This is a genomic window from Cobetia sp. 1CM21F, assembly GCF_023161745.1.
Classification (GTDB): domain Bacteria; phylum Pseudomonadota; class Gammaproteobacteria; order Pseudomonadales; family Halomonadaceae; genus Cobetia; species Cobetia amphilecti.
This window is the reverse complement of sequence record NZ_JALNTQ010000002.1, coordinates 613,256-633,474: the sequence shown is the minus strand read 5'-3', so window position 1 is coordinate 633,474 and position 20,219 is coordinate 613,256. Positions and strand designations below refer to the sequence as shown.

18 protein-coding genes are annotated in these 20,219 nt (G+C 65.4%); 11 read left to right on the top strand and 7 right to left on the bottom strand.

All coding sequences use genetic code 11. The annotated features are described in order from the left end of the window. Positions 1–42 precede the first annotated feature (42 nt). The 8 genes from MSG32_RS08320 (at position 43) to xylB (ending at position 8,679) form a co-directional block, all read left to right on the top strand. On the top strand, positions 43–1,386 hold the full coding sequence (locus MSG32_RS08320) for a sugar ABC transporter substrate-binding protein (protein ID WP_107335189.1): 1,344 nt from the start codon (positions 43–45) through the stop codon (positions 1,384–1,386). Between the two features lie 233 nt (positions 1,387–1,619). Continuing rightward, the gene (locus tag MSG32_RS08315; RefSeq protein WP_043334545.1) at positions 1,620–2,507 is read left to right on the top strand and encodes a sugar ABC transporter permease; all 888 of its coding nucleotides are present in this window, start codon (positions 1,620–1,622) and stop codon (positions 2,505–2,507) included. A 28-nt stretch (positions 2,508–2,535) separates the two neighbouring features. Then, the gene (locus MSG32_RS08310; RefSeq protein WP_248379128.1) at positions 2,536–3,423 is read left to right on the top strand and encodes a carbohydrate ABC transporter permease; all 888 of its coding nucleotides are present in this window, start codon (positions 2,536–2,538) and stop codon (positions 3,421–3,423) included. Between the two features lie 89 nt (positions 3,424–3,512). Then, a complete protein-coding gene (ugpC, locus tag MSG32_RS08305) occupies positions 3,513–4,760 on the top strand; it encodes a sn-glycerol-3-phosphate ABC transporter ATP-binding protein UgpC (RefSeq protein WP_248379127.1) in 1,248 nt (415 codons plus the stop codon). After that, positions 4,757–5,512 carry an HAD family phosphatase gene (locus tag MSG32_RS08300; protein WP_248379126.1) on the top strand — a complete coding sequence of 252 codons (756 nt, stop codon included), beginning with the start codon at positions 4,757–4,759 and terminating at the stop codon, positions 5,510–5,512. The genes ugpC and MSG32_RS08300 overlap by 4 nt, the downstream gene beginning before the upstream one ends. 21 nt (positions 5,513–5,533) lie before the next feature. After that, positions 5,534–6,376, top strand: coding sequence for an L-iditol 2-dehydrogenase (locus MSG32_RS08295; RefSeq protein WP_248379125.1), 843 nt, complete (start codon positions 5,534–5,536; stop codon positions 6,374–6,376). A 59-nt stretch (positions 6,377–6,435) separates the two neighbouring features. Beyond that, the gene (locus tag MSG32_RS08290; RefSeq protein ID WP_318833280.1) at positions 6,436–7,137 is read left to right on the top strand and encodes a nucleoside/nucleotide kinase family protein; all 702 of its coding nucleotides are present in this window, start codon (positions 6,436–6,438) and stop codon (positions 7,135–7,137) included. 24 nt (positions 7,138–7,161) lie between these two features. Further along, positions 7,162–8,679, top strand: a complete 1,518-nt coding sequence (gene xylB / locus MSG32_RS08285; protein ID WP_248379124.1) for a xylulokinase — start codon at positions 7,162–7,164, stop codon at positions 8,677–8,679. 163 nt (positions 8,680–8,842) lie between these two features. On the opposite strand, the gene mgrA is transcribed toward xylB, so the two are convergent. Continuing rightward, positions 8,843–9,871, bottom strand: coding sequence for an L-glyceraldehyde 3-phosphate reductase (gene mgrA, locus MSG32_RS08280; protein WP_192837910.1), 1,029 nt, complete (start codon positions 9,869–9,871; stop codon positions 8,843–8,845). Positions 9,872–10,065: 194 nt separating this feature from the next. Here mgrA and MSG32_RS08275 point away from each other — a divergent pair, with 194 nt between their 5' ends. After that, complete coding sequence (locus tag MSG32_RS08275; protein WP_248379123.1) at positions 10,066–10,971, top strand: LysR family transcriptional regulator; 906 nt, start codon at positions 10,066–10,068, stop codon at positions 10,969–10,971. 126 nt (positions 10,972–11,097) lie between these two features. On the opposite strand, the gene MSG32_RS08270 is transcribed toward MSG32_RS08275, so the two are convergent. The 4 genes from MSG32_RS08270 to glcD all read right to left on the bottom strand — a co-directional run bounded on the left by MSG32_RS08270 (position 11,098) and on the right by glcD (position 15,796). Beyond that, the gene (locus MSG32_RS08270) at positions 11,098–11,505 is read right to left on the bottom strand and encodes a heme-binding protein (protein WP_043334532.1); all 408 of its coding nucleotides are present in this window, start codon (positions 11,503–11,505) and stop codon (positions 11,098–11,100) included. A gap of 90 nt (positions 11,506–11,595) precedes the next feature. Next, positions 11,596–12,948: a glycolate oxidase subunit GlcF gene (gene glcF / locus MSG32_RS08265; protein ID WP_248379122.1), complete on the bottom strand. Its 1,353-nt coding sequence runs from the start codon at positions 12,946–12,948 to the stop codon at positions 11,596–11,598. Between the two features lie 28 nt (positions 12,949–12,976). Then, on the bottom strand, positions 12,977–14,179 hold the full coding sequence (glcE, locus tag MSG32_RS08260) for a glycolate oxidase subunit GlcE (RefSeq protein ID WP_248379121.1): 1,203 nt from the start codon (positions 14,177–14,179) through the stop codon (positions 12,977–12,979). Positions 14,180–14,296: 117 nt separating this feature from the next. Continuing rightward, positions 14,297–15,796 carry a glycolate oxidase subunit GlcD gene (gene glcD / locus MSG32_RS08255; RefSeq protein WP_248379120.1) on the bottom strand — a complete coding sequence of 500 codons (1,500 nt, stop codon included), beginning with the start codon at positions 15,794–15,796 and terminating at the stop codon, positions 14,297–14,299. Positions 15,797–16,163: 367 nt separating this feature from the next. On the opposite strand from glcD, the gene glcC reads away from it, so the two are divergent. Continuing rightward, entirely contained in the window at positions 16,164–16,979 is an 816-nt protein-coding gene (glcC, locus tag MSG32_RS08250; RefSeq protein ID WP_153635413.1) for a transcriptional regulator GlcC, read from the top strand. A gap of 112 nt (positions 16,980–17,091) precedes the next feature. After that, positions 17,092–17,676 carry a VTT domain-containing protein gene (locus MSG32_RS08245; RefSeq protein WP_215824164.1) on the top strand — a complete coding sequence of 195 codons (585 nt, stop codon included), beginning with the start codon at positions 17,092–17,094 and terminating at the stop codon, positions 17,674–17,676. Positions 17,677–17,680: 4 nt separating this feature from the next. Here the strand turns inward: MSG32_RS08245 and MSG32_RS08240 are convergent, their stop codons facing one another. After that, a complete protein-coding gene (locus tag MSG32_RS08240; RefSeq protein WP_248379119.1) occupies positions 17,681–19,108 on the bottom strand; it encodes a D-serine ammonia-lyase in 1,428 nt (475 codons plus the stop codon). A 614-nt stretch (positions 19,109–19,722) separates the two neighbouring features. Then, positions 19,723–20,142, bottom strand: a complete 420-nt coding sequence (locus MSG32_RS08235) for a CBS domain-containing protein (protein WP_043334523.1) — start codon at positions 20,140–20,142, stop codon at positions 19,723–19,725. Between the last annotated feature and the right edge of the window lie 77 nt (positions 20,143–20,219).

The following is a 20,219-nucleotide window of genomic DNA, read 5'->3' as shown; positions in this document are numbered from 1 at the left end:
TCGAAAAGAACAATGCCAATAACGCCCCGATGGAGTGCCCTCATGCGCCTACCTCACATCACCAAGTCCCGCCGTCATCTGCTCTCGCTCGCCAGTGTCGCTGCCCTGGCGCCGCTCAGCGCCCAGGTCAGTGCCGAGACCATCACCGTCGCGACCGTCAACAACGCCGACATGGTGGTCATGCAGAGCCTGACCAGCGAATTCGAGAAGGCGCATCCGGACATCACCCTCGACTGGGTGGTACTGGAAGAGAACGTGCTGCGTCAGCGTCTGACCACCGATGTGGCGACCCAGGGTGGCCAGTTCGATGTCATGACCATCGGCACCTACGAAGTGCCCATCTGGGCCAAGCATGGCTGGCTGACCAAGCTCGACAACCTGCCTGAGGACTATCAGGTCGATGACCTGATCAAGCCGGTGCGTGATGGTCTGAGCGTGACCGAAGGCGAGAAGAAGGGCCTCTACGCGCTGCCGTTCTACGGCGAAAGCTCCATGCTCTACTACCGCAAGGACCTCTTCGAGCAGGCCGGTATCGAGATGCCGGAGCAGCCGACCTGGAGCCAGGTCAACGACTGGGCCGCCAAGCTCAACTCCGCGGATGAAGGCGTCTACGGCATCTGCCTGCGCGGCAAGCCGGGCTGGGGCGAGAACATGGCGGTGCTGGGCACCATGGTCAACAGCTTCGGCGGCCGCTGGTTCAATGAGGAGTGGGAACCGCAGCTGGATTCCCCGGCCTGGAGCGAGGCCATCAACTTCTACGTCGACATGATGGGCAAGTACGGCCCGCCGGGCGCGACTTCCAACGGCTTCAACGAGAATCTGGCACTGTTCTCCAGCGGCAAGTGCGGCATGTGGGTCGACGCTACCTCGGCGGCCGGCAAGCTCTACAACCCGAAGGAATCTTCCGTGGCCGACAAGCTGGGCTTCGCCCCGGCACCGATCGCCAAGACGGAGAAGGGCTCGCATTGGCTGTGGTCCTGGGCGCTGGCGATTCCGGAATCCTCCAAGTCCAAGGATGCCGCCCAGACCTTCATCACCTGGGCCACTTCCCAGGAATACGTGAACCTGGTCGGCGAGCGTGAAGGCTGGGCCAGCATCCCGCCGGGCACCCGTGTCTCCACCTACGAGAACCAGTCCTACAAGGACGCCGCACCCTTCGCCGGCTTCGTGATGGACGCCATCACCAGTGCCGACCCGACAGACCCGACGCTGGAGCCGGTGCCCTATGTCGGCGTGCAGATGGTGACCATTCCGGAATTCCAGTCCATCGGTACCCAGGTGGGTCAGATGATCGCCGCGGCGCTGGCCGGCCAGATGTCGGTCGAGCAGGCACTGTCCTCCGCCCAGCGTTCCACCGAGCGCACCATGCGCCAGTCGGGTTACTGATCTGATCCAGCCGATCTGATCCCAACCGATCTGATCTGAACGTTGCAACGGCCTCCCGCCTTGCCTTGAGCCTCAACAGAGATTGACTCGAAGCACGGCGGGAGCCCCGTCCGGCACCCGCGGTACCCCCTTCCTCTCGAGACTCCTGCAACTCCCTCGCGGCGTGGCACGGGGAGCCTCGGCCTGAAGCCCACCGCATTGCCGGACTTCCTCACCGTATCGAAGGACTCACCATGCGCACGAGAGCATCCGGACGCACCGTCGGGGGATTGCGAACCCTGTCGCTGCAAGCCCCAGCCGTAAGCCTGTTGTTGATGTGGATGCTGGTACCACTGGTCATGACCCTGTGGTTCTCCTTCCAGCGTTACAACCTGATGATGCCGTCGGTGTCCGGCTTCGCCGGCGTCGACAACTATTACTACCTGCTGACCGACCCGTCCCTGTGGACCGCCATGGGCAACACCTTGCTGCTGGTGGGCTGGGTACTGGTCGCCACCGTGGTCGGCGGCACGCTGCTGGCAGTATTGCTGCAGCAGGAATTCTTCGGCCGCGGCGTCGCGCGCCTGTTCGTGATCGCGCCGTTCTTCATCATGCCCACCGTGAGTGCCCTGGTGTGGAAGAACATGATGATGCACCCGGTCAACGGCATTCTGGCCTGGGTCGCCGGGCTGTTCGGTCTGCCGGCCATCGACTGGTTCGCCAGTCTGCCGCTGACTTCCATCGTGATCATCGTCACCTGGCAGTGGCTGCCGTTCGCGGTGTTGATCCTGCTGACCGCCATCCAGTCACTCGATGACGACCAGGTCGAGGCGGCGCGCATGGACGGGGCAGGGCCGGTGGCGATCTTCTTCTACATCACCCTGCCGCACCTCAAGCGTGCCATCAGCGTCGTGGTGATGATCGAGATGATCTTCCTGCTGACCATCTTTGCCGAGATCTTCGTCACCACCTCCGGTGGTCCGGGGCTTGCCTCGACCAACCTGGCGTACCTGATCTACATCCGCGCCCTGCTGGACTTCGATGTGGGTGGTGCCTCCGCCGGTGGCGTGATCGCCATCATCCTGGCCAATATCGTGGCCTTCTTCCTGGTGCGTACCGTCGCCAAGAATCTCGAGAACTGATGACAAGCGCTCAGCACAGGGAGACTCAATGATGTCGACTTCAACTTCCAATTCCGTGGCCGCCGCCAGCGCTGCCGTCAGCGCCAGCCGCGCGCGCCGCAGCGTGATCAACAAGAAGCTTGTCCTGACCCTGGTGGCCTGGACCATCGCGCTGGTGATGTTCTTCCCGATCTTCTGGATGATCCTCACCAGCTTCAAGACCGAGGCCGAGGCGATCGCCACGCCGCCGAGCCTGTTCTTCACGCCCAGCGTCGAGGGCTATATCGAGATCCAGGCGCGTGCCGACTACTTCAAGTACGCCATGAACAGCGTGGTGATCTCGCTCGGCGCGACGCTGCTGGCGCTGCTGATCGCGATCCCGTCCGCCTACTCGATGGCCTTCCTGCCCACCAAGCGCACCCAGGGCACGCTCCTGTGGATGCTCTCCACCAAGATGCTGCCGTCCGTGGGCGTGCTGCTGCCGGTCTACCTGATCTTCCGCGATCTGGGGCTGCTGGATAGCCGTACCGGCCTGATCATCATCTACATGCTGATGAACCTGCCGATCGTGGTCTGGATGCTCTACACCTTCTTCAAGGACATTCCCAAGGACATTCTCGAAGCCGGTCGCATGGATGGTGCCAGCACCCTGCAGGAGATCTTCCACCTGCTGTTGCCGCTGACCCTGCCGGGCATCGCCTCCACCGGGCTGCTGTGCGTGATCCTGAGCTGGAACGAGGCGTTCTGGAGCCTGAACCTGACCACCTCCAACGCCGCGCCGTTGACCGCCTACATCGCCTCCTTCTCCAGTCCTGAAGGACTGTTCTGGGCCAAGCTGTCCGCGGCTTCGACGCTTGCCATCGCGCCGATCCTGATCTTCGGCTGGATGACCCAGAAGCAGATGGTACGCGGCCTGACCTTCGGTGCCGTCAAGTAACGGTTCGCCATACGCATGTTGCACGCATGCCATGCCACCCAAATTTGCCATCACCTGCCCTCGGGCAGGTGCGGATAAGGAAACTTCCCATGTCCACACTCACGCTCAAGAACATCGTCAAGGAATTCACCTCCGGCAGCGGCGCCAGCGCCTCCACCACCCAGGTCATCAAGGGAGTCGACCTGGAAGTGAAGGACCAGGAATTCGTGGTCTTCGTCGGCCCGTCCGGTTGCGGCAAGTCCACGCTGATGCGCATGATCGCCGGTCTCGAGAATGCAACCTCCGGTGACATCCTGATCGATGGCAAGCGCATGAACGATATCGGCCCGGCCGAGCGCGGCCTGGCGATGGTGTTCCAGAGCTACGCGCTCTATCCGCACATGACGGTGGGCGAGAACATGGGCTTCAGCCTCAAGCTCGCCGGCGTCTCCAAGGAAGAGCGCGCCGAGAAGGTCAACGCCGCCGCCGAGGTGCTGCAGCTCGGGCCGCTGCTGGACCGCAAGCCCAAGGCGCTCTCCGGTGGTCAGCGCCAGCGTGTCGCCATCGGCCGCGCCATCGTGCGCAACCCGAGCATCTTCCTGTTCGATGAGCCGCTCTCCAACCTGGACGCCGCACTGCGGGTGCAGATGCGCATCGAGCTGGCGCGTCTGCATGCCGAGCTCAAGGCGACCATGATCTACGTGACCCACGACCAGGTCGAAGCCATGACCATGGCCGACAAGATCGTCGTGCTGCAGGGCGGCGTGGTCGAGCAGGTCGGCTCGCCGATGGAGCTCTACCATCACCCGCGCAATCGCTTCGTGGCCGGTTTCATCGGCTCGCCGAAGATGAACTTCCTCGACATCACCGTCACTGGCGTGGCCGGCGAGGGCGTCACGGTGCGCCTGCCCGACGGCAGCGAGCGCCTGATTCCGGTGGTGAGCCAGACCGAAGATGGCGCCTCGGTCATCGTCGGCGACAGCCTGACGCTGGGCGTGCGCCCCGAGCATCTGATGCTGGACGAGCAAGGCCCGTTCAGTGGCCAGGTTCAGGTCATCGAGCGTCTGGGCGGGGTGACCTCCCTGTACCTGGCGACTCCGGATGGTTCCGGCGACACGCCGATCGGCGGCCTCAAGTCCGACGAGCAGTCCGACAGCGGCTGGATCCTGATGGCGGATGGCGACGTCAACAGCCGCGTGGGTGACAGCATCCGCTACGGATTCGATACCGAGCGGGCGCACCTCTTCACCCGTGAAGGGCTGGCGCTGCAGAACCTCAACCGCCACCCGCTGACCAGCCTGACGCGTCAGGACAATTCCCTGTCCAGTGCCAGCGCCGCACAGGAAGCCCGCGCATGAACCGCGCAGCCGAGAATCTGGAGGCCGGAGAGGAGGACGAGATGAGTACACCCTTGCAGCAGGTGATCTTCGATTGTGACGGCGTGCTGGTGGACAGCGAAGTGCTGGCCGAGGAGGAGCTGTCGCGTCAGCTGGGTGAGTGGCTACCGGACCTCGACACCGAGGCTGAGCTGCGCGCGGCGCTGGGCATGACCACCGAGGCCATCCTGGGGCATCTGGAGGCCATGAGTGCTCATACCCTGCCGCCGCAGGCGATGGAGCGCATCGACCACGCCATCGAGTCACGTCTGGCGAAGGAGCTTGCGCCCATCAGCGGCATGGCGGAACTGCTTGGCGGGCTGTTGGCGAATGGCGTGGCCGTGGCGATCGTCTCCAACAGCGCCGAGCGGCGGGTGCGCGCCTCGCTGGCCGCCACCGGCCTGGATCGCTGGCTGGGTTCGGTGCCGCTCTTCACGGCCGAGCAGGTCGCGCGACCCAAGCCCGCGCCGGACGTCTATCAGCTGGCGCTGCGTCAGCTGGGACGTGATGTTCAGGAGTGCGTGGTGATCGAAGATAGCCTCGCCGGCGTCAGCGCGGCAGTCGCGGCCGGTCTGCGCGTGATCGGCTTTACTGGCGCCGGGCATATTCCGCCGGGCCACGCCCAGCGTCAGCTGGAGGCGGGTGCCTGGCAGAGCCGTGCAAGCATGGAGGAGGTCAGTGGTCTGATCAGTCAGCTGCGTATCGGTCAGGCCAGCGACCTGAGCGCCACATGAGCACCGTCAGGGAGTGACAACATGCAGACGCTATCCGAGTCGGCCAGCAGTGAGCCGTTGACCTCGCCGCGCAGCGCCCGACTCGCCGGCAAGGTGGCGGTGGTCACCGGCGCTGCGGGCGGTATCGGCCTGGCCATCGCCACCCGCTATGTCGCCGAAGGCGCCTATGTGGCGCTGGCGGACATCAATGGCGAGGCGGCGGAGCGCGCCGCCCAGCAGCTGCGCGAGCAGGCCGGGCCGCAGGCACGCGTCCTGGCGGTGACGCTGGACGTGACGTCGAGCGTCTCGCGTCAGAGCATGCTGGAATGCGTGCAGGCACAATTGGGGCCGATCGATATCCTGGTCAACAATGCCGCCGTCTTCGCCATGGCGCCGGTGCTGGAGGTCAGCGAGGGCATGCTGCGCCACCAGCTGGCGGTCAATGTCGAAGGCCTGTTCTTCACCCTGCAGGCGGTGGCCAGAACGATGGTCGAGCGCGGGCAGGGCGGCAAGATCATCAACATGGCCTCGCAGGCCGGACGACGCGGCGAGGCGCTGGTCAGCGCCTATTGTGCCTCCAAGGCCGCCGTGATCAGCCTGACCCAGTCCTGCGGGCTTGATCTCATCCGCCATGGCATCAATGTCAATGGCATCGCGCCGGGCGTGGTCGACACGCCGATGTGGGATCAGGTCGATGCGCTGTTCGCCCATCATGAACAGCGCCCGCTGGGGGAGAAGAAGCGCCTGGTCGGTGAGGCAGTACCCTATGGACGCATGGGGCTGCCGGATGACCACGCCGGCGCCGCGGTATTTCTGGCCTGTGAAGACAGCGATTTCGTCGTCGCCCAGACACTCAATGTCGACGGTGGCAACTGGATGAGCTAAGGATGAGAGACACCTTCCGTCCCGCTGCAAGGGTGCGCATCCATGAATGAGGTAGTCACGTGACATCTTTACCCGATTCTCGCCTGGCCCACATGTCGCCCTCGTTGGACGACATGGCCAGCCGTGTGCTGGCGGAACACGCCTCCAGTCAGCGCACACGTACCATCGTGGCCCTCGCCGGCCCGCCGGCGGCGGGCAAGTCGACGTTGTCGGAATCCCTGTGCGAGACCCTCAATGCGCTGGAACCCGGCATCGCCGTGGTGGTACCGATGGATGGCTATCACTACGACAATGCCGTGCTGGCGCCGCAGGGCCTGCTCTACGTCAAGGGCGCACCGGAGACCTTCGATGCGCGCGGGCTATATCATGATCTCGTCAGGGTGCGCGCCGATGATGGCCCGGTTGCCGTGCCGGTCTTCGATCGCCCGCTGGACCTGGCGCGTGCCGGTGGCCGCGTGGTCGAGACCCACCATCGCATCGTGCTGGTCGAGGGCAACTATCTGCTGCTGCGCCACGCGCCCTGGGACGCGCTGCTCGGCTTGTTCGACATCAGCATCTTTCTGGATATCGAGGACGAGGTGCTGGTGCCGCGCCTGCTGCACCGCTGGCGCGAGATGGGCCAGGATGCCCGCGGTGCCCACGAGCGCACCCATCACAAGGACATGCTCAACGCGCACCTGATCAAGCAGGACTCGCTCAACGCCGACTGGCGTTGGCGCCTCGCGAATGCCCCCATCGGCCCCGACGGGGAAGACCGCTGAATGACGGATGGCAGGGAGAGCCCCATGTGGGTAGGCGTTGACTGTGGGACTCAGAGTACCAAGGTGGTGATCGTCGATCCGGCCTGCGGCAGCATCGTGGCCCAGGGCCAGCGCAGTCATGCGCTGCAGGAGGGCGCCAACGGCCGCCGCGAGCAGGACCCGCAAGACTGGGTGGCGGCGCTTGAGGGCGCCTTCGCTGATGCACTGGCCGCCTCGCGGCTGGACCCGCAGCGCATCGATGCGATCGGGGTGTCCGGTCAGCAGCATGGCATGGTGGTGCTGGATGCGGCCGGTGTGCCGCTCCATCCGGCCAAGCTGTGGTGTGACACCGAGACCAGCGAGCACAATGCCGCACTGATGGCGGCGCTGGGAGGAGAGGCGGGCTGTCTGGAGACGCTCGGCCTGGTGCTGCAGACCGGTTACACCGCCTCCAAGCTCGCCTGGCTGCGTGAGCGGCATCCCGAGCGCTACCAGCGCATCGCCAGCATCCTGCTGCCGCATGACTATCTCAACTTCTGGCTGACCGGCGAGCGCGTCGCCGAATACGGCGATGCCTCGGGCACCGGCTATTTCGATACCCGGCGGCGCTGCTGGCATCAGAATGTCTTCGCGCAGATCGCCCCGGAGCTCGACGCCCGGCGCGTGCTGCCCCGATTGATCGAATCCCACGAGCCGGCCGGGCGCATTCGCCCCGAGATCGCCGCGCGCTTCGGGCTGCGTGACGACGTCATCGTCTCCAGCGGCGGCGGCGACAACATGATGAGCGCCATCGGCACCGGCAACATCGCGCCGGGGCGGGTGACGCTCAGCATGGGCACCTCCGGCACGGTATGCGCCTGGTCGGCGGACTATCCGGCCGGCTGCGACCCTCAGGTGGCCAGTTTCAGCGCCAGCGATGGTGGCTGGCTGCCGCTGGTGTGCACCATGAATGTGACGTCGGCCACCACGCGGGTACGCGAGATGTTCGGCTTCGATATCGCCACCTTCTCCGCCCAGGTGGCAAGTGCCCCGCGCGGAGCCGAGGGCGTGCAGGTGCTGCCGTTCTTCAATGGCGAACGCGTGCCGATGCTGCCGCGTGCCCAGGCCAGTTTCCACGGGCTGGACAGCCGCAATGCCACTCCGGCCAACCTGTGCCGCGCGACCATGGAAGGCGCAAGTTACGGCCTGCGCTACGCACTCGAGTGCATGGGGCCGCTGGGCAGTGAGGCGTGCCAGATCCGTCTGGTGGGCGGTGGCGCCAAAAGTCCGCTGTGGCGTCAGATGCTGGCGGACATTCTCGGCCTCGAGGTGGTCTGCCCGCAGGTGACCGAGGCCGCGGCGCTGGGCGCCGCGATTCAGGCGGGCTGGTGTCTGGGACAGTCAGGCGATGAAGGACAGGGTCGCCACGGCGAGACGCTTGAGCAACTCTGCGAGCGGCTGGTCGCGCTGGATCACGCGACACTCGCCCGGCCCCAGGCCGAAGGAGTGGCCGCCTACCGCAAGGGCTACGCCGATTACCGCGCGCTGCTGGCCAGCGAGCACGGCATTGCCGCCGGCGGCTGAGCTCGTTGTCAGAGCTTGTTGTCAGAGCTCGTTGTCAGAGCACGGCGGCTGAACTCAATACATCAGCACGTCACGCCAAATACATCGCCCCCGTCGAGTCTCACTCGGCGGGGGCGATGTGTTTCACGCGCTTCACTGCATCAGTTGCAGCTCAGGCACGAGCTCAGGCATTGGACGAGCGTGCCCACAGATTGACGCCGCCATCGACGGCGTAGCGATCGATCTCGTCGAGCTCGGCCTGGGTGAAGTCGAGATGGTCCAGCGCCTTGACGCAATCGCTGACCTGCTCCGGACGGCTGGCACCGATCAGTGCGGTGGTGACGCGGTTGCCACGCAGCGCCCAGGCGAGGGCCATCTGGGCCAGCGACTGGCCACGGCGCTCGGCGATGGCGTTGAGGGCGCGCACCCGCTCCAGATTGTCCTCGGTGAGGTGGTCTTCCTTGATCGCTCCGCCGCGTGCCAGACGGCTATCCTGTGGCACGCCGCCCAGATACTTGTTGGTCAGTACGCCCTGGGCCAGCGGCGAGAACACGATGGAGCCGATGCCCTCGTCGTCGAGGGTGTCGAGCAGGCCGTCTTCCTCGATCCAGCGATTGATCATCGAGTAGCTGGGCTGATGGATGATGCACGGCGTGCCCAGCTCGCGCAGGATGGCGGCGGCTTCGCGGGTACGCTGGGCATTGTAGGAGGAGATGCCCGCATAGAGTGCCTTGCCGGAACGCACGGCACTGTCAAGCGCCCCCATCGTCTCTTCCAGCGGCGTGTCGGGATCAAAGCGGTGCGAATAGAAGATGTCGACGTAATCGAGATCCATGCGCTTGAGGCTCTGATCCAGGCTCGAGAGCAGGTACTTGCGGCTGCCCCATTCGCCGTAGGGGCCAGGCCACATGTGGTAGCCCGCCTTGGTGGAGATCACCATCTCATCGCGATAGCCGGCGAAGTCGCGCTTGAGCATGCGACCGAACATTTCCTCGGCGCTGCCCGGTGGCGGCCCGTAGTTGTTGGCCAGATCGAAGTGGGTGATGCCCAGATCGAAGGCGGTCTGGCAGATGGCGCGCGCATTGTCTTCGTGGGCGTTGTTGCCGAAGTTGTGCCAGAGCCCCAGTGACAGGCGGGGCAGTTTGAGGCCGCTCTTGCCGCAGCGCTGGTAGTGCATGCGTTCGTAGCGATCTTCAGCCGGGGTATAGCGCATGGCGGAGTCCTTTCACGAGTGGAGGCGTCGATGTCACACAGGGGGGAGGTGACATCGCATGACGCCTTCAGTCTAGGTCGCGTCTGCAGGTCTGATAAGCACATGCGAACGAATAGATTGTTCGCCAGAACGGACAATGCTGTGGCAGGCTCGATCACTGAAATTCCGGATGGCTGGCATGAGGAGCAGGCAGGATGCGGCATCACAAGCAGGTGGAGCGACTGATGTTGTTCGCTCAGGTGGCGGAAACTCTCAGCTTCACCCGGGCAGCCAAGACGCTGGGCGTGTCGCGTGCTCATCTTTCCGAGCAGGTGAGGCGGCTGGAGCAGGACATCGGGGCGCCCTTGCTGATCCGCACCACGCGGGCGGTACGTCTCACCGAGGAGGGCGAACGCATTCGCCAGCGCATGCAATCGGTACATGGCGAGTTGCTGGCACTGGAGCGCGAGCTTGAACACGACATCGAGCAGTCGAGTGAGTCGGAGCGTCAGGGCTACAGCGGCGTGTTGCGCATCACGGCGCCGGTACTGTTCGCCGAGCGTTATCTGGTCGAGGTCTGCAATGCCTTTCAGGCGCGCCATCCGGCAGTCGAGCTGCGTCTGGACGTCAGTTACGAGAGCCATGACCTGACCCGTGAGCCATTTGATGTGGCATTTCGCGCCACGCGCACGCCACCGGACAACATGATCGCGCGTCGCCTGCTCGATTACGTCCACTGCTGCTGCGCCTCGCCCGAGTACCTTGCCGCGCATGGCACGCCGCACACGGCCGCGGCGCTTGGCGATCATCGCTGCCATGTCTGGTCAGGGCACTCCGGCTGGCCGCTGGCCAGTGGTGAGGTCAGTCTCGCGGGGGGATTGGCCATCAATGATCACCGCCTGCTCAAGCAGCAGGCGCTGGGACATGCCGGCATCATCCGGGTTGCCCATTACCTGGTCGATCGTGAGCTGGCCGAGGGCCGTCTGGTGCGTCTGCTGGCGCACGAGGAGGGCGAGCCCAACAGCATCTACATGCTCTATCCCCAGCGCCTGCCGCAGTCGGCCAAGCTGCGCGCCTTCATGGCCGCGGTGGAAACCGCCATGCCACCTCGTGGTGCGTGAAGGAAAGACACAGACGCGAGAGTGGCGTATGCAAAAAGACCGCCGTGCCCTGATGGGCGCGGTGGTCTTTTCATTCGCCTCTTTTATCCAGGCTGGCGGGGCCTCTTTATCCAGGCTGGCGGGGCCTCAGAGGCCCAGCGCGGCGACCCCGGCCTTGGCGATCTGGGCATCCTGCTCCGGCTTGACGCCGGACACGCCGATGCTGCCGGCAATCTGGCCTTCGACCATCACCGGCACGCCGCCGCCCAGCATGCCTTCAAGCTGCGGCGCTGACAGGAAGGCGGTGCGTCCGCCGTTGATGGAGTCCTCGAACAGCTGGGTCTCGCGGCGACCCAGGGCGGCGCTCTTGGCCTTCTCCTGGGCGAAGTAGCCGGTCATCGCCGGGGTGTCGTCGAGGCGACGCAGGCCCAGCGGGTGGCCGCCATCGTCGGCAACGGCGATGGAAACGGCCCAGCCATTGGCCTCGGCTTCCTTCTGGGCGGCGTCCAGCATCTGATTGACGTCAGCGAGGGTCAGTACGTGGCGAGTGATCATCGGGCTTCCTTGGCAGTGGTGAGGGAAAAGGACAGTGAAAGAGATACTGAAACAGATAATGAAACAGATAGTGAAACAGATAGTGCCGCTTCATTTCTGCGGGAGCGTCTCGGGCAGGGCATCATCCACCAGTTCGATCCAGTGACTCACCGGCGTGCGTCCGGCGCTCGAGAGATGCGTCTGACAGCCGATGTTGGCGGTGGCGATGCGTGCAGGCCCGTTGGCCTCCAGCGCCTCAAGCTTGCGGTCTCGCAGCTGGCGTGACAACTCCGGTTGCGTGATCGAGTAGGTGCCGGCGGACCCGCAGCACAGATGGCCCTCCATGACAGGGGCCAGTGTGAAGCCCAGTTGCGACAGGATCTTCTCCACCTCGCCGCCCAGCCCCTGGGCATGTTGCAGGGTGCAGGGGCAATGGAAGGCCAGCGGCTGTTGGTCGGGCGCGGCCGCGAGACTCTGTCGATCATCGCGAGCGATCTCCTCGCCGAGCACCTCGACGATATCGCGGGCTAGGGCGCTTACGCGCGCGGCGCGCTCAGCATAGTCCGGGTCATCGGCCAGCATCTCGCCATATTCCTTGACGAAGGCCCCGCAGCCACTGGCGGTCTGCACGATCGCTTCCGCACCGGCTTCGATGGCCGGCCACCAGGCATCGATGTTGGCACGCATGCGCGCGCGACCGGCCTGCTGGGCGTTGAGATGATAGTCGATGGCACCGCAGCAGCCGGCCTCCTGAATGGGCGTGACGCCGATGCCGAAGCGCGCCAGCACACGGGCAGTGGCGGCATTGATGTTGGGGGCCAGGCCCGGTTGCACGCAGCCTTCCAGCATCAGCACCTGGCGCGAAAGCCCTTGCTGAGAAAGCCATTGGCGAGAAAGCGACTGATCGGAAGGCGTCGCGGTGACAGGGGCGGTCGGGGGCTTGGCTTGACGGTCGCGCTCGCGGGCCAGCGGGATCTTGTCGGCCAGCGCGCCAGGCGCGAGGGGACGAAAGCGCACGCCAAGTGCCAGCAGGGCCTTGAAGCGCGTGGGTTCGACCAGCGCATGGCGCAGGCCGCTGCGCAGCAGACGCTCTCGCCACGGACGGCCGACGCGACGCTCCAGTTCCTGACGCCCGATATCGAGCAGGGTGTGATACTGCACGCCCGACGGGCAGGTGGTTTCGCAGCTGCGACAGCTCAGGCAGCGATCCAGATGCCGCTGGGTTTCGCGGGTGATCTCGCTGGCCTGCTGGCGGGTGCTTGCGTCCTGGCTCTCGGGGTCGCTTTCCAGCAGCTGCTTGATCAGATAGATGCGCCCGCGCGGCCCGTCGCGCTCATCGCCCAGCAGCTGATAGGTGGGGCAGGTGGCATTGCAGAAGCCGCAATGCACGCAGCTGCGCAGGACCTTGTCGGCCCGCTGGATATGCGGTCTGGCAAGCGCGGCGTCACTGAAGTGAGTCTGCATTCAGGTGCGTCTCCTGTCGTGGCGTGAGTCACATCTCGGCATACAGGCGCCCGGGATTGAGGATGCCGTGGGGGTCCAGCTGCTGCTTGAGCTGAAGGTGATAGCGGGCATTGGGGGCGGCCAGCGGCATCAGCGGGCTGTCCTCGGCGGCGACGGTGCCCGGGGTATAGCAGATGGCATGGCCCCCCAGCCGGCTGGCCAGCGCGCGGATGCGCTGGGCCGGGGCATCGCTTGCAAGCCAGCGCTGTGCACCCGCCCAGTCACACAGCAGGTCGGCATCCCCCACAGGGCCCAGCAGTTCGCTGACGGCGGCTTGCCACTCGAGGTGGTCCAGCGCCAACGGCAGCGACAGTCGCCACAGTGCCTGATGCGGTGCGCGCGCGCTGAAGAAGGGCAGGCGCTGCTCACGCAGCTCAGTCCAGTGCGCCGTCGCCTGATCCTCCGTCAGGGCCTCGCCGCCCAGCTGCTCGCACCCGGCCTGGACCGAGCGCTCGCCCCCTTCCAGGCGCAGGGTGAGGCGGCCGTCATGCCAGCTGGTCGCCGTGATCGGCAGCGGCGTGCGGCCCCAGGCATTCAGGTGAGTCAGCGCCTCGGCGAGGCTGAGTTCCAGACACAGCGATTCGCTTGCCACCGGGCGCGGCATCACCTTGAGCGAGACTTCGCTGATCACGCCCAGCGTGCCCTGGGCGCCGCACATCAGGCGCGACAGGTCATAGCCCGCCACGTTCTTCATCACTTCCCCGCCGAAACGCAGCGCCTTGCCGTCGGCACTGATGATGCGCGTGCCCAGCACCAGGTCGCGCAGACTGCCGCTCCAGGGGCGGCGTGGGCCGCTGAGTCCCGAGGCGAGCGTGCCGCCGACGGTCGCCGCGGGCCCGAAGTGGGGCGGCTCGCAGCTCAGGTGCTGACCCTGCTCGGCGAGTACGGCCTCAAGCGTCGCCAGCGGCGTGCCGGCGCGCACCGAGACCATCAGCTCCACGGGGTCGTAGTGGGTGATGCCATGATGCGCGCGCATGTCGAGCACTTCCTCGGCGGCCACTTCGCGGCCGAGGAAGGCCTTGCTGCCACTGCCGGCGATACGCAGCGGGCGCTTCGCCTCATGGGCGGCGCGGACCTGTGCGCGGAGTGCCTCGCTGGCATCCTGTTGCTGCGGGTGCTGGCTGGCGGCAGGCGTAGCGCACTCGGCATGGCTCGGCACCTGATCCTGGAGCGAATCATCTGGCTCTGGCATGGCATGTCTCTATTAAAGTGGCGATGAAGTGGCGAACGTTATGTAGCGAAAGGTCAGGCGGCAGCGGATTCGAGAGCTGTCCATGACAGAGAAACCGTCCAGCCACGCGGCAGCTGTCTAGAAACGCGGCAGATCGGGATGCGGCAACTGGTTGTCATGTACGTGCATGGCACCGAATTCGGCGCAGCGCGCCAGCGTCGGGATGTTCTTGCCGGGGTTGAGCAGCCCAGCGGGGTCGAAGGCGGCCTTCACGGCATGGAAGACGCTGATCTCCTCGTGGTTGAACTGGGCGCACATCTGATTGATCTTCTCGCGGCCCACGCCATGTTCGCCGGTGATGCTGCCGCCGGCGGCCACGCACAGTTCGAGAATCTTGCCGCCGACCTCCTCGGCCAGTTCCAGCTCGCCGGGCTGGTTGGCATCGAACAGGATCAGCGGGTGCATGTTGCCGTCACCGGCATGGAAGACATTGGCCACCGCGAGCCCCGATTGGCGCGAGAGCTCCGCGATGCCGTTCAGCACGGCGGGTAGCTCACGGCGCGGAATGGTGCCATCCATGCAGTAGTAGTCGGGCGACATGCGGCCCACGGCGGGGAAGGCATTCTTGCGCCCGGCCCAGAAGCGCGCGCGCTCGGCCTCGTCCTGTGCCTGACGGATCTCGGTGGCGCCGGCGCGCTCCAGCACCTCACGAACCCGCGCGCAGTCATCGATGACATCGGCCTCGGCGCCGTCCAGCTCGCAGAGCAGAATGGCGGCGGCATCGATCGGATAGCCCGCATGGATGAAGTCCTCGGCGGCGCGGATCGCCAGGTTGTCCATCATCTCGAGCCCGCCGGGGATGATGCCGCAGGCGATGATGTCGCCCACCGCGCGGCCGGCCTTGTCGATATCGGCGAAGCTCGCCATCAGCACCTTGGCGGTCTCGGGCCTGGGCAGCAGGCGCACCGTGACTTCCGTGACCACCCCCAGCATGCCTTCGGAGCCGGTCATCAGCGCCAGCATGTCCAGGCCGGGCGAGTCGAGGCTGTCGGCGCCGATCGTCATCGCCTCGCCTTCGATGGTCAGCATCTCGAGCTTGAGCAGGTTGTGAACGGTCAGGCCGTACTTGAGGCAGTGCACGCCACCGGCATTCTCGGCCACGTTGCCGCCGATGGAGCAGGCGATCTGCGAGGAGGGGTCCGGCGCGTAGTAGAGCCCGAAGGGCGCGGCGGCCTCGGAAATGGCGAGATTGCGCACCCCGGGCTGCAGGCGCGCGGTGCGGGCGTCGGGGTCGATCTCGAGAATCCGCGCCATGCGCGACATCACCAGCAGCACGCCTTGCGCCAGCGGCAAGGCGCCGCCGGACAGCCCGGTGCCGGCGCCACGTGTCACCACCGGCACGCCCAGCGCATGACATTCACGCAGCAGGGCGGCGACCTGCTCGACCCGCTCCGGCAGGGCGACCAGCATCGGCATGACGCGATAGGCGGAGAGGCCATCACATTCGAAGGGGTGCAGGTCCTCCTCGCGGTGCAGCAGCGTCAGGTCCGGCAGCAGGGTGGTGAGATGCGCCAGCACCTGGCCCTTGTCGTGCTGGCCCAGCGGTCCATCCAGCGTCGGGTCATAGAGGATATTCATGCACTGCCTCCCGGGAGGTTGGGGTCTGCGCGGCTGCTGTCTGTCGTTTCTGTCTGCTGGTGCTGTCTGTCGTTACTGTCGGCTGATGCGGGGTTCGAGCGAGTCGCCTGTCGATTCCGCCGCACCTGATCTGCACACAATCTGGCCTGCCTCCCCGGCCTTGTCCATGCTTCACATCAGTGGTCTGACCAGACATTCGTCTAGTGTTTGTGCAAGGAAAACCACGCTTTACTGGCCTCACGCCCGCTGCCATCAGGCGGCTTTGCGTCATTCGATCGACAGGTCTGACCAGTCGGGAATCGCAGGCGCTGCCAGCGGGTTGATCAAGGCCCAGCACACAAAGGTCGAGCAAAAGGGGAGGGGCAGGATGCTGCGAACCATCGCCGAGTCAGGAGCTGACCCCCGCGCCGCGGATCAGGCGGCGGCGCGTCTGGAGCAATTGATTCTGGACGGCGTGCTCAAGCCCGGGCAGATGATCCCCTCGGAGCGCCGGCTATGTGAGCGGCTGGGCATCTCGCGGGCCTCGCTGCGTGAAGGGCTCAGGCTGTTGCGTGGCAAGGGCATCATCGAGACGCGCCATGGCAAGGGCTCGAGCGTCGCGGCGCTGCTGCCGAGCGGCGATATCAGTCCGCTGATGCACCTGTTTCGGGATCAGCCGCGCACCCTGTATGACCTGCTGGAAGTACGGGCCCTGCTGGAAGGGCAGTCGGCGCGACTGGCTGCCCAACGCGGCACGCCGGCGGATAGAGTACTGATCCGGCGTCATTACGAGGCGATGGCGGCCTGCGTGCGCGAGTATCCGCCTGACTTTGCGTCCTCAGCGCCGGGCGATGAGGCGCTGCCGGATGCCCAGCAGCTGGCGCGTCACGACCACGCCTTTCACCACGCCATCTGTGAGGCATCCCACAATCCGGTGCTGGTGCATACGCTCAAGGGCATCAATGACCTGCTGCTCAGCTCGGTGTTCGCCTCGCTGCGCAATCTCTACCATCGCCCGATTCCCCGCGGCCAGATCAATGCCCAGCACACGGCCATCTACCGCGCGGTGATGGACCAGCAGCCGGAGGCGGCGGAGAAGGCGGCGCTGGAGCATCTGCACAGCATTCGCGACAACCTGCGCGAGCTGGAGGCGGAGGACGAGCGGCTGGTGCGCTCGGCCATGCGGCTGGAAGGCTTCGAGTAGCGCGTCAGGGTTTTTGGCTCAGGCGTGCGCGCTGGCGGACAAGCTGGCTGGCAAGCGGGGCGGACTCAAGGCAAAGTGGTCAGCTCATCGCCCAGGACAACGTGCTGCCTTCATGTGGAAACTCTCTTCCGCGAGTGATTGGCTTGACCGCCTCAACCACTCCCGCCACGCCATGCTGTGGCTGTTCATCGCCTCGATGCTGGAAACCCTGCTGATCCCGATTCCCATCGAGGTCGTTCTGATCCCGTGGATGCTGCGCCACCCCGAGCGCCGCTGGCGCGTGGCCGCGGTGGCACTCGCCGGCAACCTGACCGCAGCATTGCTGGGCTTCTATCTGGGGGCCTTCGCGCTGGCGACGTGGGGCGATGGGCTAATCGGCTTCTTCGGCGGGCAGCAGGCCTTCGAATCCTTCCAGCAGCGCTTCAGCGAGCAGGGCTTCCTTGCCATCATGCTGATCGGCATCGTGCCGATTCCCTTTCAGAGCGCCATGCTGGTCGCCGGTGCCAGCGGCTATCCGGTCGCGTTGTTCCTGCTGGCAGCGTTGATCGGGCGCGGGGTGCGCTATTTCGGGCTGGCAGCCCTGGTGGCACTGGTCGAGGATCAGGCGCTGGCGCTCTGGCAGCGCTACTCGCGCCCGCTGGGAGTGATCGGGCTGGCGCTGACAGGCGTGTGGCTGTGGCAGGCCTTCATCGCCTGATGGCTCACTCTTGCCGGCTTGTGCTGACCTGCGACAGCAACGCCTTGCCGCGCTGATAGTCGGCCCGCCAGATCGCCTCGGGCACCATGCTGCCGCCGGTGGCCCAGACGACATGGGTGGTGTTGGCCTGCACCTCGCTGTCATCCAGCCCATTGGCCGCCCGCCAGGCGTGCCACTCGGGGGCGTCATTGCGCAGTACGTGGCGGATACCGGGTACGCCGGCCAGCGCGGACGGCTCAAGCATGAGGCCTTCGCTGTCATGCACCAGCGCGAGCAGTTCGAGCAGATGCTCATCGCGCACGGTATGGATTCCGCTGAGCAAGGGGGCCATCACGCGCCCGACGAAGGCCGAGGCGCGCCCCACCGCCAGGCCATCGGCGCAGGTGCGATTGTCCAGCCCGATATCCTCGACCGCGATGCCGTCATGTTCGCCGGTCAACATGCCCAGCAGCATGCAGGGGGAGTTGACCGGCTCGGCGAAGAAGCAGTGCACGGCGTCACCGAAGACCTGCTTGAGGCCGTAGGCCACGCCACCCGGGCCGCCACCGACGCCACAGGGCAGATAGACGCAGAGCGGGTGGCGGGCATCCACCGGGATGCCCTGCGCCGAGAGCTGCTCCGCGAGGCGGCTGGCCGCCGTGGCGTAGCCGACGAACAGGTCCCGCGAGCTTTCGTCATCGATGAAGTGGGCGTCGGGCTGCTGCGCTTCCTGGCGCCCCGCGGCGACGGCCTTGCCGTAATCCCCGCTGTGCTCCACGACCTCCGCGCCCCGCGCGCGCAGCAGATCCTTCTTCCATTGCTTGGCATCCGCCGACATGTGCACGGTGACGCGAAAGCCGAGCCGCGCGCTCATGATGCCGATGCTGAGTCCCAGGTTGCCGGTGGAGCCCACCACGACCTGTTGGCCGGCCAGCAGGTCACGTATCTCATCACGCTGGAAGGCGCGGTAGTCGTCTTCCTGATGCAGCAGCCCTGCGTCAATGGCGAGACGCTCGGCATGCTTGAGCACCTCGTGGATGCCGCCGCGCGCCTTGATCGAACCCGAGATGGGCAGGGCGTTGTCACACTTGATCATCAGGCGGCCTGGCAGCGGGGATTCGGTTGCGCTGAGGGGAGAAGCGGTCGAGGCTATGCCGCTCAGCGCCTGCTGCAAGCCGGGCGCTGCCATCAGCGGCGATTCGATGCGCCCTGACGCGGCGGCCGTCTCGGGGAAGGCTTCGGCAATCCAGGGAGCGAAACGCATCAGGCGTGCGGCGGCGTCCTCGATGTCGTGGGCTTCCACGCCACTCGCCTGCAGCGCCGGTGAGGCGAGCGCCTTGGCGGTCGCGACGCGTTCAGGGTTGAGCCAGCCGATTTCGCGGCCGGCCATCAGGCTAGCGATTTCCGGGTGACGCAGCGTCAGGGCGTGGAGGTCATGGGGCGTGGCAGACATGCGGTGTCCTTGTGGGGGCTCGATCCAGCGATCAGGTCAGATCACAGGTTAGCGCGTCTTCCACTGGCAACGCACGTAGCCCAGCTTTCACATTTCGTAAAGGTCAGTGACAAAAAAGACCGAATTTTTTGGCAACCGTCGGGATAGAAATGCAAAAGGTGCAGTCATAGTAAGCAAGGACATGATGTTATCGCGATGTTATGTCTGGCTTTAACTGTTCTTTGGTCCGCCACGGTTTTCCTGGCGGATTTTTTATGTCTGAAATACGCGGGCTTTGGCAGGTTTTCGCCTGGGACGTTCGAATTTTCCCAAGCTTTCAGCGACTTTCACTGTGGCCAGAGGTCTTGGTGGCAGGGCGCGGCACAGCGCTTCCCAACGACTGTCACCGCCTCGGGTTGCGGCGCGTAAATTGATGGGCGTCAGGCTGGCGGCAGAGATTGATTAGCCATTGGGTAATCTTCGAGGCGTTGGCCTGCTGGTGCAAGCATGCTGAAGGCGCTCTCGATGCACTCGGTTTTCTCAGCCATCACGTACAGAGCCCCCAGCGGCGATGACCGCTGGGGGCTCTGTACGTTAGGTCTGGCTCCAAGCAGTTTCTTGCTTGGTGAACTGTCTCAACAGCCGTTCTGCATCACCAGCAGGGCACTCAGGACATCGCGGCGGGTGACCATGCCGATCAGGCGGCCCTGCTCGACCACCGGATAGACCTTGGGACGCTGGCCATTCATGTGCTGCGCCAGATCCGTGATGCTGTCATTCGGGCCGACGCTGAGGACTTCGTGACGCATCAGGTCGCCGACCTGGGCATGCTGGCCGCAGTGATAGGCACTGTCGAGCAGCTTGCCGAGGATGTCCTGCTCGGAGATGAAGCCGATCAGGCGGTCCAGGTCATCCACGACCGGCACGCCGGGCAGACGGTGGTGGGTCAGGCCCTGGGCGAGTTCGAGAATGCTGGTGCGCGCCTTCACGCGATAACAGTCGCGGGACATGATGTCGCGAAGGGTCGAGGGCACCTTGAGCTGGGTGGCTTTCATGGGCAGGTCTCCTGCGTCACTGCTCTTCGACTCTCCGGTGAGGGAGCCGTGCGATGAATGCCGGCAGCCACTTTCGT